We start from the raw sequence: 15,107 nt of genomic DNA, 5'->3' as shown, positions 1-15,107 counted from the left end.
TTTAAACAAGCTATGCAACCCATTCATTCCGAACTCTCTTACGAGGAAACCATTTCCGCCATCGAAAAATGCCTCGATCTAAACCATCTTGTAAAAGGCCGACAATATGGTGAAGCGGCTTTGCAGCGGTTTCCGGACAAGGCAAGTGCTATTGCGACCCTATATGGCGCTCTATTGCTGCGCTGCAAGGACTATCAGGCAGCCGCTTCCATGCTGGAACAGGGTTTACCCGCTACAGCCTATGAGCTGGGCTGTTGCTATGCTGAACTGAAAAATAAAGAAAAAGCACTTCAATACTATTTAAGGGCAGATAGCTATGACGGCTACTGGCAGGCCGCTCTGCTGCATGTAGACACGAAAGAATCGCTGCCTTTTTTTGAGCGGGCAGCGGAGGCAGGAACGCGCACCGGGCATACCGATTTGTGGCGCTGTTATTTCAAATGGGGGTTCACCCTCCACAAAATGAACAGGCTTAGTGACGCTGAACCGTTGTATGAAAAAGCCCTTGCACTTGGACCTACTGATCAATGGACTTTCAACAACCTGGCTATCGTGCACATGGGCAACGGTAAAAGAGAGGAAGCCAAAGCCCTTTTACTGGAAGGGATCAAACGCTTCCCGGAAGAGCCTGCTGCCTATTACAATATGGCCTGTTTGTATGGCCAGCAAGGTCTGCAGGCCGAGACCATGGAATGGGTGGAGAAAGCGGTACAGAATGGCTATACCAGTTCTGAACGGGTGAAGAGAATGGAAACTGAGGCTGATATTGAATGCGTACGGTCGTTGCCGGCTTTTGCGCAGCTTATCAAGAACCTGAAGGACTATCGCTATAGCCGATGCGAGAGCATCGAGCCGGAGGCTTTCGACGATGCTTCGTACCGGTTTCATTGCATTGATACGTTGTATACCAATAAGAAACTCAAAGGAGACACCTTGACGCCGCTGATTGCGCGGGCCTCTAACCTTGCCAAGATCGAGATCAACAGCAATTATGGTCTGAAGCACCTCTGCGAGGAGATCGGGCAACTGAAGAAACTGAAAGAATTGCATATCCGGGATAACCCCCTTGTTGATCTGCCCGCCTCACTCAACCAGCTGGAGCTGTACCATGTTCGACTTGAGATGAAGAACCAATCGGCCTTTCCCGCCTTCCTATCGGGTTTGCAGATCGCCGGCTCCTTTTCTCTCACTTTGAATAACCTTAAAATAACTCATATACCTGATGAGATTGCCAGTCTGCGTTCGTTGACGACGCTCGAAATCAGGAACACTGCCATCGAGCGCTGTAGTGATGAGATCGGCAGCCTGTATAACCTGCGGGAACTGACCTTTACAAATACCGCGCTGAAAAGCCTTCCGCAATTAGGGGAAGGTATGCTGCAATTGAAGAGCTTAACGATCACCGATAATGCGCAACTGCCTTACCTGCCACCGGAAATTGCGTTGTTGCCTACACTGGCCTGGGGCGGCATTATTCTTAAGAAGAATGGTTTTCCTAGCACGGAGGCCGAGCAGTTATTCCGGGAGGCGCTATTAAATAAGACCGACCGAAGAACATTGGCTGTGTACCTGGCCTTGCTGCAGCAATCTGATGCCTACCTGCAACAGCATGCCCAGATTGAACAGCTGTTGACTGCTTTGAATTCGAAGGTGGGCATGCTACGCAGTAACGCTCTTGTGTGGCTGAACGGATGGTTGAAGGCGCAGGCTTCTATTGTTCCGGTCGGCGCCGGTTCCGAAGTGTTGGTGGCGGGCAAGTTCAATGCTGCCACTGCCGACATCAAGGCTCAAGTGAAGGATATGGGCGCCAGGGTGGTTTCGAAAATTACGGCTACAACAACCCATGTGCTGACCGGCGAAAAGCCGGGCGACCTGCCTGCGGAGATCTTGCAGGGCAAGGCTCAACTGCTTACTGAAGCGTTGCTGCAGGGCGCCACTGCCCCTTCGGCGCAAGCATTAAAAGAAGCGGTTCCTTATGTTAAAGAACAGGTTCGGATGTTGCTGTTGAGCACGTCGCCTACCAATGTTGACATAGCGCTCGAGTTGATCAGGGAGTTAGGATGTAGCGGCGACTGGCATGAAGAATTGTTCGTGGCTTTCCAGTTCTCGGATGACAAAGAACAAAAAAAGCTGATCCAGATCCTGCTCAAACAAACGGGCAGTGCGGCTTTGCAGGCTGCTTTGGCGGGCAAGTATGGTATGTCGACCGCTGGCGAGAAAACCATTCAGGAATATCTTGATAACCTGTCGGCAAAAGCTGGCATGGACCCGGTGCGATTGGCTTATGCCATCTTCCGGCGTACCACCCATATTCAATCGCCGAGAGCGGTTGCCTACTTATTTGAACATGGCGAGTCCTGGATGAAGACCGAAGCCCTCGAACACATGATCACGAAAGACGGCGCGTTGAACTTCGATGGAGAGCGATATCCTATTATGTTCTTCCCGGATGAACTGGCAGGCTTTTCAAGCATCAAAAAGCTGAGCCTGCAGCATACGAAGATCAAGGAAATCCCTGCTGCGGTTTTACAACTTCCGGCGCTGGAAGAACTGAATCTCACTGCCTGCAAGATCAATAAACTACCGGCCGGCTTTGCGCAGCTAACGACCTTGCGCAAGTTGATCCTCACCGATTGTTCGTTCAAGCAGTTCCCTGAGGAGATCTGTTCCCTCCCGCAACTGGAAGTATTGTGTTTGAATATTTCGCGGCCGCAATCGACGCAACAAATAACAGCGATCCCGCCTTCGATCAAATCACTGCAGTGCCTGCGGGTGTTGGACCTAACCGGCAACGGTCTTGGTAATTTCCCGGAGGTGATTACGGAACTGGCGGCCCTCGAGGTATTGGCAGTGAAAGACACGATGCTAACAAGCCTGCCTTCCTCTCTCCCGAAGCTACAGCAGCTCAAAGTATTGGTGGCGAGCAGCAGCAGGATGACCTATGAAGTAAACTATGCCCGGAGAAACCAGTTCGATGCGTTCCCCGCTGTATTGTCCGGGCTCCTATCGCTGGAAAGGCTCGACATTGATTGTGAAGGTTCGATACCGCACAGCATAGGCCAATTGCAGCAATTGACAAGGCTGATACTGAGCAGTGACCTGGAGGAGCAGTTTACGGCGCTCCGCGGGCTTTTGCCGAATACAGACATTACGATGTATGGACATTTTAACAATGAGCATTATATATGAGAACTTTACTACTTCAGCATACAGACGGTTTGCCCGACGACCTTTTGAAAGGTGATGATCTTGTAAAACTGGTGGTCAGGAATTCGACCATTAGTTTGCCTGCCAACATCGGCACGCAAAAACAATTAAAAGAACTGCACCTGATCGACTGCAAGGTGGATGCATTGCCGGCCGGGCTGCTTCAACTCCATGAAACTTTTTTCTTTTTCGAGCGGAATGAACCGGCCAATGTTCAGGTGGCCGCGTTGGTGTTGTATGATCATCAGCGCAAAAAGATCTCCCGCGAGCATGCCGAGCTTTACCTCGACCTGCTGAAATCTGACAGCACTGCGGATTGTACCGATCCTTTGCTCTATGATGCACTGGATTACCGGTTGCCAGCGGTGAGGAGTGCTGCCCTGGCGCGGCTGCATAATATGCCTGTGCCTGACTCTATTGCCGCTGGTTCTGTGATCTGTATACAGGGTAAACCGTCGGCTTTCAACATTTCGGATATCAAGGAAAGGCTGAACAACCTGCAACTGAAGCTGACCGACAAACCGAATGCATCTGTGACGCACGTGATCGTTGCAGAGGAGCCTGGCTGGAACGGTAAGGCGCCTGCTGGCAAGTCGATCCTGACCGATCAGCAATTTTATCAATGGCTCAACAAAGCTGATCAACTCTTTCTGTCGAATGACACGGAAGAGAACAAGGATGCCAGACAGAATATTGCGGACATGCTGCACAGTGGCGATGCCTCCAATGCCGAACTGGCCCTGCAGATGTTGAAGACGAATGGCGTGAGCAAGGCGTTGCTGACCGATCTTTTCCTTTTCTATCATAAGACGCAGGACAAGGGTTTAAAGCGAAAAGCCAAGCAGATCTTCAAGCAGCATGCCCCGGAACCTGTTGTTACCTATTTAGAAGCCAATGCACATAAGCATCTTGGCACGCTGGAAGTCTATACCCATTTTCAATCTTTCATTGAATGGGCAGAAAGTGGCGGTTATCTCGACGTCGTGAAAATCGCGCTGCATAACCGTGATTACAGCAGTCTGATCGCTTACGGATCGCTGGAGAATAGCCGTAAAATGATGTTGCAGCTGATAGAGGATGAAACACTTGACCTATCGGAGATCAGGATCGATCAATTTACGCCGGGTTTGCTGGCGACATTGCCTATCCGCATTTTGATCAGCCGGGGAACGATGGGCTGTATGATACCTGGCGAGGTTTTAACATCACTGCACCAGGTGGAGGTATTGATCCTCAGCAACCGTCACTATGTGCACACAGGCCTGCCCGACAATATGGAATCGCTTACCAGTTTGCGACAACTGCAACTCGGTGTGCTGGATAAATTTCCAAAGGGCATATTGACCATTCCGCAGCTTGAGCACCTGAAGATCCAGCAGCTTCAGTATACCCAATTTCCCGCTGGTGCGCAATGGCCGGCGAGTTTGCGCAGCATGATCATTCAATCGCAATACTGGGAAAAGATCGATGATGCTGATAAACAAAGACTGGAAGCGACACTGCCGGCGGGATGCGAGATCATCTATGAAGTAATTCCTAAACAATAAGCAATGAATCAGCAGAACGGCTATATTTTTTACGGCAGCAAGACCCATGCGCAGGAAGTTGCGCGGTTCATTGAGCACGTGGTGGGCGTTAACATGGCCGGGATCAAACAGGGAAGAAAAAAGAAAACGGTATGTATATGGGGTACACACGGCATCGGCAAAACGGAGCTGGTGAGTGCTGTTGCCCGTGACCTGAACTATGAGTTCAGGTATATTGCTCCGGCGCAGTTTGAGGAAATGGGTGACCTATTGGGTATGCCAGCGATCAAGGATGGCGTTACGCAGTTTGCCCCGCCGGCCTGGGTGCCTGTGGAGGATGTGCCTGGTATTTTGCTGATCGATGACGTGAACCGGGCTGATGACCGCATTCTACGTGGCATCATGCAATTGCTGCAAAACTATGAGCTGGCTACGTGGCGATTGCCACCGCAATGGCATATCGTATTAACGGCGAACCCTGATGGCGGCGATTATTCCGTGACGCCGATGGATGACGCAATGATCACGCGGATGCTGCACATCACGTTGGAGTTTGATGTAAAAGCCTGGGCTTTGTGGGCCGAAAAGCAGGGCGTAGACCACCGCGGCATCGACTTCGTGCTTACCTATCCTGAAATGGTGAATGGCAACCGCAGTACTCCGCGAACGCTGGTTCAATTCTTCGACAATATTCAGCATATTGCTCAATTGCAAGATGAACTTTCGCTGGTGCAGTTGCTGGCGAATGCTTGTCTGGACCCTGTTACCAGTGCCACCTTCATCACCTACGTACAGCACAACCTGGGCAAAATGATCACTATAGCAGAGATACTACAGGCCCGCGATTTCGATACTGAGGTGGTAGCCCGGCTGCAGGAGTCTATGAAGGGATCTATGCGGTTGGATATTCTTTCTACTTTGACTACCCGGTTACTGCACCATGTTGCTGCGACTGACCGAAAGCTTTCTGCCGCCGAACTGGACAATATCAAAAAGTTCCTGAAAACAGACCTGATGCCCAACGATATCCGGATGGCGGCCATGCAGGATATTTTAAAGATCCCGGCTTTGAAACCGGTGCTGGCAGACCCACAATTGAGTAAATCGCTGCTATTGAAAATGTAATGGATGCATAAGGTAAGCGACGATATCACGAAAGCGAGTATCAAGCTGTTGATCCGGGAGCCATTCTACGGCCATATCTGCACGCTGCTGCAGCGGGAGCTATCGGAACAGGCATGCAGGATAGCCATCGTATGGGATGACCGGAAGGGCTTTTACCTGCGGGTGAACCCTGGTTACTGGATGAACCTGGCGACCGATGAACTGAAGACAGGTGTTATCAAACATCAATTGCTGCACCTTGTTTTGAAACATCCTTTCCGGAGAAATGGCTTTGGCAATAAGCGGATTTTTGATCTGGCGGCCGACCTGGTGGTGAACCAGTTCTTACTGCCAGCCCAATTGAGCTATGACGCTTTTACCATTGAACAATTCGGGTTTCCTCCCAATTTAACGCTCGAGGCTTATTACCGGCTTTTGCAGCAACAGGAGGATGCTGGCGTTGATAACAACCCGGGTGATGGCGGCGACGGTGCGCTGGACGAGCACCAGCACTGGCATATGGATCCTTCCTCCAGCAGTGCCCTGAAGCATTTAATGAACCAACAAGTAGACGACATGATCACGGCCAGCTGTGGCAGGTTGCCCAGCACCGAGATCGGCAAGCTGCCTGGCGGGATCCAGGAATACCTTCAACAAATTATTGACCGGTTTAAGCCGGTAGTGAGCTGGAAGCGCGTGCTCAAGCTTTTTGCAGCCAGCGCCCGGAAGACCTACCTGCAAGGCACTTTAAAGAAACCCTCCAAAAGATATGGCACGGTGCCGGGCATCCGCATCCGGAGCAAGCAACGGCTATTGGTGGCGATCGACACTTCGGGGAGTATTTCGGCAGAAGACCTGGCGGCTTTCTTCCAGGAGGTTTACCATATCTGGAAACAGGGGGCCGAAGTGCTGGTCGTGGAATGTGACGCCGACATTCAGCAGATCTGGACCTACAAAGGCAAGGTGCCGGAGCACATTAAAGGTGGCGGCGGTACCGACCTCACCCCTCCTATCGTTTATGCCAACGAGGTTTTCCGCCCCGACGGCCTTATCTACTTTACCGACGGTCATGCGAATACTCCTACCGTGTTGAGCAGGGCGCCCCTATTGTGGCTACTTTCGCCCGGCGGCATCGGGGATCCGGCGTGGAACTTTCTGCCCGGCAGGAAGGTTAAAATGAAATAAGGCGGTTGCCGGCCAGGCACATTTCGATCAAACCCTTACCGGCACTGCGTTTGCCAATTCAAAACAATACAAACCCGCGCTAGCACTGCATCTCGCCCCTTTCGAGTTAGTTCTCCGCTATATCTCCCTTAGTTGATCGCTAGCCCTCCCCAGGGAGTACTCAAAGGCTGCCCACTGCTTACCCGGAGACTGGTGAGGAGTGGCTCAGGGATGGACCAAACTTGCGGCAGGAAAAGGCCAGGTGATAGTCGGGAAATGGGGGCTGACTTTGGCTGTGGGCTGGGCCCAGGCGATTGCAACCAAGTTGGAATTATTTATTAAAAATATTTCTACTTTATGTATGGAATTGAGTGGTACACTGCGTCTTATTAAGATACACCATTCACTAAAATTCCATTTTATGGCAAAAGTTCACGCACCTTTTGAACTGAGCGGTATGACCTTTGATTCGGTCTTCTGCAGAACTGAATTTGGCAACATTTTGAAGGGTAAAGGCGGGGCCACGCCCTGGCAGGTAGCGAACAAGGATACGATGGAAAATACCCGCCGGATCAACCGGGATTTCAAGCGGGCTACGAAGGCTGCTCAACTGATGCGAAATGCCCTCGGTTCGCTGATAGACTCTGTGAACAACGCCTGGCTGTGTGGTCGTGTAAATGGTCTGATGCATAATGTGGTTAAAACGGATATGGAGCATCACTGGGGGGACCGGAGAGCCAGTTGCGGTGACCTTTCGCTGGTAGCAGGGTTCGAGTTTAACCAAAAACTAGACCTGGATGATGCCCTGCCTTTGAACATTTCAGATTGCTATTCGGTGGAAGGCGGCAAGGTGCAATTGAACATGCCAGCTTTCCGGGTGCGGAAGAAGAAATGCCTGCCGGCGAAGGCTACGCATTATCGGATGGTGTCGTGTGTGCTGAGCATTGATTTCGATAAGAAGAAATATGTCTGTAACCGGGTGCATAGTGAGTTGTATGCCATGGGGCGTAAAGCGGGTGGTGCTTTTGCTATAGAACAGGAATTCCTTACTGACCAGGCGCAGGGTTGTTTATGGATTGTTGGGATCGAGTTTTACAAGCTGGTGCAGGAGAAGCCGGTGCTGGTGAAGGGTGGCGCTTTACGGGTGATGGAATGGGTGCCGCAGGATGTTTGTGGGGATACGGTGGGTGAGCAAGTGGGTAGTGCGGATGTGACCACAGTGGACTTTTTGAACGCTTTGGAGCCGGTGGAAATCGTTACGGAGATGTGCGACGGGGTTGAATGTGCGGAGTTTTTTGGGCCGGAGGAAGTGGAGGTGTGTGCCGGGGAGGCATTGGTGGCTGAGAAAGAGGAGTTGTGTGAAGCGGTACCGGGGCTTGAAAGTGCGGAGGAAGTTGAGGTGTGTGAAATGGTGACGGGGCCTGAAAGTGCGGAGGAAGTTGAGGTGTGTGAAATGGTGACGGGGCCTGCAAGTGCGGAGGAAGTTTGGGAGCGGGCGCTGGCGGATGCGGAGCGGATCAATACGTATGCCGAAGCCATCTGGGAAAGTGCGTTTGGGGCGGTAGAGAACGCTGGGGTGGCGGATGAGCTTCTGAGAGAAAATGTTGGTGTAGTCCCGGCTTTGGAGGTGGCACCAGCGGGTTTTGCTATGTGTAATGATTTTGCTTTGGAGACGGTGGAGGCGATTGAAGATCGTTTGAGCCAGCGACTGAGGCGTTCCGTCGCTTTCGAGGTTCATGAAGATGTGAATTTGCAGGCTATTAGCCGGAAAAAGGCAGTGGCAAGGTGGTGGAATTCAGGTGCAGACGAAGCAATTTTGACTGGCGCGGATACAATAAAAGATTCCGTTTGACTATTCGTGACGGATATGGGTAATTGATTATCTTAGGGAGTATGAAACCCCTAACCTATTTAGCTGCCCTGCTCATAGTGACGGTGCAGGGCTGCAAGTCAACGGTATCAAAGCCGGGGCCCATTGAGATCGCTTTAAAAAGTGAAGGAGACACATATTCTACCAACCTATCGTTTTTTGAACAGGAAGGTATTGTTAAAAACTCCGGCGGGCTTCTGGGATACGAAATCAAGTTCGATATCGGGACCATTACCTTTCGAGGCAGGGAATTTGAGTACCCTATCATGGTGCAAGGCACTAAATCAATTAGCAGCGACGCTAAAATAGGCTGTTCGTTGCATTTAGCGCCTTCGATTGTCCTGAACAATACCGATTCGACTTTCCAGGTAAAAGGAGACCTTAGTATAGACCTCATTTCAAGAACTCCCGTTTTAACAAGCGAAAATACAACCGACCTCCTAAACGAGGATGGCAGTAAACCCGCCGAAGGGGATGAGACTTTCCAAATTGCATTCGACAGCAAATACAGGAAGACCGTAAACACCATCTCCCTAAACTTCGATGTTGCTGTGAAATACGACTCTCTTAACAACATTGCCGGCATTACCCTGATCTCTAAAGATGCGCAGTACGCCAAACTTGGTGAAGGGCATTATTACCTGGGGCGCTTGAATAATAAGGATGAGCAGAGTACGAAGATTTATTTGAGGCAGTTGGAAAGTGGCTTATAGACCCTAATTCTGTTACATATTTTTATAGGGACACAGTAGCAGAATTATGCAAATGGGCGCAAAAAAGAATCGCAAACCGCTGATTATAAGAGGTGTTAGCTATTTAAAAGTCTAAGCTGCAAGCTGGTATAGTTTTGCCGCCACTACTCTCCAAGTGGGGTTGTCGAAGCAGACGACCTCAAAGATATGTTCGAGGATGATGGCAGTGCCTATATACTTCAACAAAGGATGGATGTAACCGTTTTTACGTTTGTCCCATACCCAGGATATGATGATGAGGCTATCGGCGAGGACTACCGCAAACCAGATATCGGGACGCGGCACCGATGGGAAATAATGGCGGAACCGGAACCAGGCAGGCCATAGGATAACTATGGTAGCAAGTAACATCAGGCGTTTATGGATGGCGCCATAGGCACGGTTCAGGACTCCCGCTATTACCAATGCCAGAAACATGATCGCCGAGGTAAATACGCCCACTATGCCGGATACGGCCGTTTCTCCCAATCCCTGTCTCAATTCTTTCTGCACCGCGTAAACGCCTAGCGATGGCATCGTTACCGCTGCGCCCACCGCTGTTAGCAGCGCTATTATTCCGACTATCGCATGAAGCAGGTATTGGTGAAAACCAGCCAGCGTGGTTTGTACAAAATACAGGAAGATCCAGCCAAAGGCCAATGCCCCATGCACGTACACTACCACAGGTGCGCTGAAGGTGCCGGCAGTTACGGGCGCTAGGTATGTCTTCGCGAATCCGATATGTACGGCTATCAGCGCAACGAGAGACATCCACCAGAAAAAGGAGGGTTTAAATTCGGTGGGTTTGAGCAATGGGGTTGGTTTGATCGGGTTGTTCGTTCTTAGTTTACCCCATTAAGCTACGCCATTTTTCCAAAACAGTTTACAGGGTTGCGGTTGACTGTGAAGGTTGCTACCTACCCTTCGCCATTATGGTATTCATCCCAAAAAGTCTCCAGATCGTTCCGCAGGCGCTGTTTATGCGCCTCTTTCAAAAGCGGGTTGAGGTTGTCGACCATGTAATCAATGGAAGACCAATATTCTTCTTTTGGCCCTCCTAAATAATGGCCTTTGTACAGCGGGTGGTGATTTTCTTTAAAATCCCGCACTATTCCCTCGTAGAATAATTCGAAGTTCTCTGTTTTGGCTATGAATGTCTTCAGTTCAGAAGTTTGCAGGAGGTCTTTAAAGAAATCGCGCCCATGGTGCCCATAGCAGCTCAGCGACCGGGCGGCGGCGAGATAAGCAGTTTCCCGACACCAGCCATATCTTTTTATAACGCCATTGATATCTACTCCCTGATTTACTTCGTGATCGAGGTCGTTTTTTCGTAGAAATGCGATGTAGTCAGGAATGTATTTCTTATCGTGATAGACCAATGCCAGCATGGCTGCTGTGCCGACGACCGTTTCATCATCGGCCCAATAATGTTCGGGACGGCTACTGCAATCATCTGTGGTTGCCTTAACAAATTGAATGATCAGCGTATGAAGACTTTCAAACTTTACAGCCTGATGGTAGAAATCTCCTTCTGAGAATTCTATTTCGGGCTCCCCGGCTTTATGATCGTTGGACGTAAACTTGAACGCGTATTGGACTTCGTAGAGATTCACGGGTTTGCCACCATTGGGCGAGAACTTGTTCTTCGCCTCCACTATCTGTACGTGCACGGTTTCGATTACGCTTCTACAAGCATCTTCCCCCATGTCTTCGACGGCAGCGGTCTGTAAGTGGGCAGATCGAACGTTTTTTGTAATGGCATGCGTTAAGTATCTATCGTTTTCTTCGTCTTTGCCTGTAACGTTTAGCGTTATTTCAATTTCGACCATGGTGACTTTTTTCAGTTCCAACTAGAACGGAAAAAAGTCGCACTTTTTATTAAGTGTTCCATCAAACACGCTCAATTGCAGGAAAACGTAGTTTAACGTACTTATTTAGCAAGATGAACTGAATGCGGCCTGATTTCCAGTACCCACATCTACTTATTTATGAGGGGGATCACTTTGGTTCCGATCAGTTCGATGGATCTATAGACCTGTTCTTTGCTGAGGCCTGGATTGTCCATCTGAAAGGTAAACCTGGATATCCCGCCCAGTGCCTCACTATGCCGCAATATCTTTTCGGCCACTTCTTCCGGGCTGCCTACTACATAAGCGCCCAGTGGTGCGGCCTGTGCTTCGAACATTGGGCGTGTGGGCGTGGACCAACCTCTCTCCTTGCCTATCTTGCCCATCATTTCCTGGTATCCGGGAAAATAGATGTCTTTTGCATCCTGTGTTGTTTCGGCGACAAATCCCAGGGAATGCAGTCCGACTTTCAGTTTATCGCGCTTATGGCCTGCCATTTCACCTGCCTGGTAGTACAGATCGATCAGTTGGCGGAAGCGGTGTGTTTCGCCACCGATAACGGCTACCATCAGTGGCAAGCCCAGCGTGCCGGCGCGTGCAAAGGACTGCGGCGTGCCACCTACACCTATCCATACGGGAAGCGGCTCCTGCAGAGGTCTTGGATATACCGGTTGCGCATTTAATGCAGGACGGAACTTCCCTTTCCAGGTAACCGTTTCATTGGCGCGGAGATTTAGCAACAATTGTATTTTTTCGTCAAACAGGGCATCATAATCGTTCGTGTTCAATCCAAACAAAGGAAATGCATCGATAAACGATCCTCTACCGGCCACAATTTCAGCACGGCCTTTGGAGATGATATCGAGCGTTGCATATTCCTGGAAGACCCGGACCGGGTCGGCAGCACTCAAAACGGTGACTGCGCTGGTGAGGCGTATGTTTTTGGTGCGGGCTGCTGCGGCTGCGAGTATCACCGCCGGCGCTTCGTCCAGGAACTCCTTTCGATGGTGTTCGCCCAATCCGAATACATGAAGTCCGGCGTGGTCGGCAAATTCTATTTTCGATAGCAAGGCTTCCATGGCTGCCACGTTTTCCTGGGGATTCAAAGGGCCTTCATATGCCCCTGTAGCGATGAAACTATCGATGCCTATTTCCATGGTTCTTATTTTGAATTTATGAGGATCAGTCAATTGGTTGCGTCAATACAACCTGGTGATGTAACAATTACAACGAAATCAGGAGATTGTTATAAAAGTAGGTCTTTTTAGCGGAGCGGGGGGCTCTGGGGCATCGAACCCGGATTTCAGCATTTACGATACTAATTTCTTCACGTGGCTTTCATCGGTGAGTCCGAATTCGGCGGCGATCTCTTTGAGGCTGTATTGTTTGCTGGCGAGGCGCTGGTTGATGAGTGCTTTGCGGTAATCCTGGATATAATCGCGGAGGGTGGTGCCGGTATTGCGCTTGAAGTAGGGGCCTACATAATCGGCTGTCATGTTGAACTGCGCTGCGATGGCGGGTGCGCGCAATTGTTCGGGGCTGTAAATATTCTTGTGCAGGTAACAGTACATGGCCTGCATATCCTGGCTGCGGCCGGGCAATTCTTTTAACTCGGGCATATTACGCTGCAGGATGGTGGCGATGGCCAGCAGTTGCAGCCAGATGAGTTGCTCGTTGTGGGTGGTATCGTGTTTCATGGTGGCTACTGTATCGAAGAGATGACCGGCGATACGGCGGTCCTCGGCGGAGAGTTGATAGCCGGCCAGGTGGGTTTCGCGGCTCTTGATCAGGTATTCGAGGTGCTGCCAATTGCGGCCGGTGCCGCTGATCTCTTTGTAACGATAGGGATCGGTAAACTTCAGGTATATGAACCGAGTAGGCGAACTGATGTCGAAGTAATGTTCATCATCGGGCCCCAACAGAAAGATACTTCCTGCCTGATAGCGTTGCGACAATTGATTGATGACATGGGCGCCCCTACCCTTTTTGATATAGATGAGTTCGTAATGATTGTGGTTGTGCTCGGGATGCTGCCATTGGTCTGCCTCAAAATCCGACACCAGCAAGGGCTGGTACTGATGATAACGCTTCATGTCGGAAAGTTACAAAATCTTCACGGAATTATACCAATGTTACGGGTGGGCGTTTGGCAACTTTGTGTTGTCATTTATCGATGACGGCTTTGCCGCTGGCAGGCTTTCAACTTAACATTATCATTTATGAATGCTACCGTACATACGGCGCTGGTGGTGGGCGCCAATGGAGTGATCGGCACCAATTTGATTGAACATTTATTATCGTTGGGCAACTGGGAGGTGATCGGTTTATCGCGGAAGGGCGGTGTTGCGGGGCCTCGTTTGCAGCATATCGCCGTAGACTTGCTGGATGCGGTGGCTACGCGTGAGCGGCTGGCGCACCTGACCGGGGTGACGCATATCTTTTATTCGGCTTACCAGGACCGTGCGACCTGGGCGGAGCTGGTGCCACCCAACCTGGCGATGTTGGTGAATGTTGTAGTGGCCGTAGAGCCGGTTGCGAAGGGATTGCAACACATCAGCCTGATGCAGGGGTATAAAGTATATGGCGCGCACCTGGGGCCGTTTAAAACCCCGGCGAAGGAAAGTGATGCGGGGCATATGCCGCCGGAGTTCAACGTTGACCAGCAGCAATACCTGGAGCGGAAACAGATTGGTAAAAGCTGGAGCTGGTCGGCCATCAGGCCTTCTGTGGTGGGCGGCACGGCGTTGGGTAACCCGATGAACCTGGCTTTGAACATTGCGGTGTATGCGTCTGTTTCGAAAGAGCTGGGGCTGCCTTTGCGGTTTCCCGGTAAACCGGGGGCTTATGACAAGCTGATGGAGATGACGGATGCGGGTTTGCTGGCGAAGGCGACGGTGTGGGCTGCAACTACTCCTGCTGCGGCCAATCAGGCTTTCAACATCACGAACGGCGACCTGTTTCGCTGGAACGACTTGTGGCCGAAGCTGGCGGCTTATTTCGGATTGGCGGTGGCGCCTCCCCTGCCGATGAACCTGGATACGATCATGGCAGATAAAGGAGCGCTGTGGCAGGAGATACAGGCAAAGCATGGTCTGGCCCCTCATGACTATAGCGCGCTTTCGCACTGGCGGTTTGCCGATTTCGTGTTCTCGTGGGATTATGACTTCTTTGGTGATGGCAGCAAGGCGCGGCGCCTGGGCTTTCACGAGTATGTGGATACGGAGGAGATGTTTTATAGGTTGTTTGATGAATTGAGGGAGCGGAAGGTGATTCCGTAGGGCGGGATTGCCGCTGAAATACCCGGATTATACCAATTGCGTCCGCCCTGCGGACGCAATTGAGCCAAGTTTTCGGGATTGTGAACGCAGTGTGTGCACAATCTAAAGCGCCAAGTTTTTAGAATTGTGTCCGCAGTGCGGACACAATTCTATTTATCTGTAACTGAACCATCCCTGCAACTTTGGATCAATTAGTTTAGGAAACTGTTGAATAGCGCTTTAATTACATGTTGGAGAGTTTAGCTGACGTTATTCCAGGTTTCTTAACATTATCTTCGCTGCTATTTTCTTCCAATTAAGATCATCTAAAAGCGTAGATAGCCGTGAATACGATCCCTCGGCGAGCACGAGTCTTTTTGAAAGCTTATACTCGGCAACCT

General features: G+C 50.6%; 11 protein-coding genes. 7 read left to right on the top strand and 4 right to left on the bottom strand.

Translation table 11 applies throughout. The features are described from left to right. Window positions 1-12 precede the first annotated feature (12 nt). The 6 genes from P2H89_RS26830 (at window position 13) to P2H89_RS26805 (ending at window position 9,584) form a co-directional block, all read left to right on the top strand. Window positions 13-3,189, top strand: coding sequence for a tetratricopeptide repeat protein (locus P2H89_RS26830; RefSeq protein ID WP_275832907.1), 3,177 nt, complete (start codon window positions 13-15; stop codon window positions 3,187-3,189). Beyond that, window positions 3,186-4,754, top strand: coding sequence for a BRCT domain-containing protein (locus P2H89_RS26825; protein WP_275832905.1), 1,569 nt, complete (start codon window positions 3,186-3,188; stop codon window positions 4,752-4,754). The genes P2H89_RS26830 and P2H89_RS26825 overlap by 4 nt, the downstream gene beginning before the upstream one ends. A gap of 3 nt (window positions 4,755-4,757) precedes the next feature. After that, window positions 4,758-5,858 (top strand): AAA family ATPase, encoded by a 1,101-nt coding sequence (locus P2H89_RS26820; RefSeq protein WP_275832903.1) that lies wholly within the window; start codon window positions 4,758-4,760, stop codon window positions 5,856-5,858. A gap of 3 nt (window positions 5,859-5,861) precedes the next feature. Next, the gene (locus P2H89_RS26815) at window positions 5,862-7,022 is read left to right on the top strand and encodes a VWA-like domain-containing protein (protein WP_275832901.1); all 1,161 of its coding nucleotides are present in this window, start codon (window positions 5,862-5,864) and stop codon (window positions 7,020-7,022) included. Between the two features lie 400 nt (window positions 7,023-7,422). After that, entirely contained in the window at window positions 7,423-8,853 is a 1,431-nt protein-coding gene (locus tag P2H89_RS26810) for a hypothetical protein (RefSeq protein ID WP_275832899.1), read from the top strand. A gap of 41 nt (window positions 8,854-8,894) precedes the next feature. Then, complete coding sequence (locus P2H89_RS26805; RefSeq protein WP_275832897.1) at window positions 8,895-9,584, top strand: hypothetical protein; 690 nt, start codon at window positions 8,895-8,897, stop codon at window positions 9,582-9,584. A 111-nt stretch (window positions 9,585-9,695) separates the two neighbouring features. Here the strand turns inward: P2H89_RS26805 and P2H89_RS26800 are convergent, their stop codons facing one another. From P2H89_RS26800 to P2H89_RS26785, 4 genes are all read right to left on the bottom strand, one after another. Beyond that, the gene (locus tag P2H89_RS26800) at window positions 9,696-10,415 is read right to left on the bottom strand and encodes a hypothetical protein (RefSeq protein WP_275832895.1); all 720 of its coding nucleotides are present in this window, start codon (window positions 10,413-10,415) and stop codon (window positions 9,696-9,698) included. 104 nt (window positions 10,416-10,519) lie between these two features. Beyond that, a complete protein-coding gene (locus P2H89_RS26795; protein WP_275832893.1) occupies window positions 10,520-11,431 on the bottom strand; it encodes a hypothetical protein in 912 nt (303 codons plus the stop codon). Between the two features lie 149 nt (window positions 11,432-11,580). Continuing rightward, complete coding sequence (locus P2H89_RS26790) at window positions 11,581-12,606, bottom strand: Atu2307/SP_0267 family LLM class monooxygenase (protein ID WP_275832891.1); 1,026 nt, start codon at window positions 12,604-12,606, stop codon at window positions 11,581-11,583. 153 nt (window positions 12,607-12,759) lie between these two features. Beyond that, entirely contained in the window at window positions 12,760-13,542 is a 783-nt protein-coding gene (locus P2H89_RS26785) for an AraC family transcriptional regulator (RefSeq protein ID WP_275832890.1), read from the bottom strand. A gap of 126 nt (window positions 13,543-13,668) precedes the next feature. On the opposite strand from P2H89_RS26785, the gene P2H89_RS26780 reads away from it, so the two are divergent. Further along, complete coding sequence (locus tag P2H89_RS26780; protein ID WP_275832888.1) at window positions 13,669-14,727, top strand: SDR family oxidoreductase; 1,059 nt, start codon at window positions 13,669-13,671, stop codon at window positions 14,725-14,727. The last annotated feature ends 380 nt before the right edge of the window (window positions 14,728-15,107 follow it).

The sequence above is a fragment of the Paraflavitalea sp. CAU 1676 genome (assembly GCF_029223285.1).
Lineage (GTDB): Bacteria > Bacteroidota > Bacteroidia > Chitinophagales > Chitinophagaceae > Paraflavitalea.
This window is presented reverse-complemented; position numbering and strand designations above follow the sequence as displayed.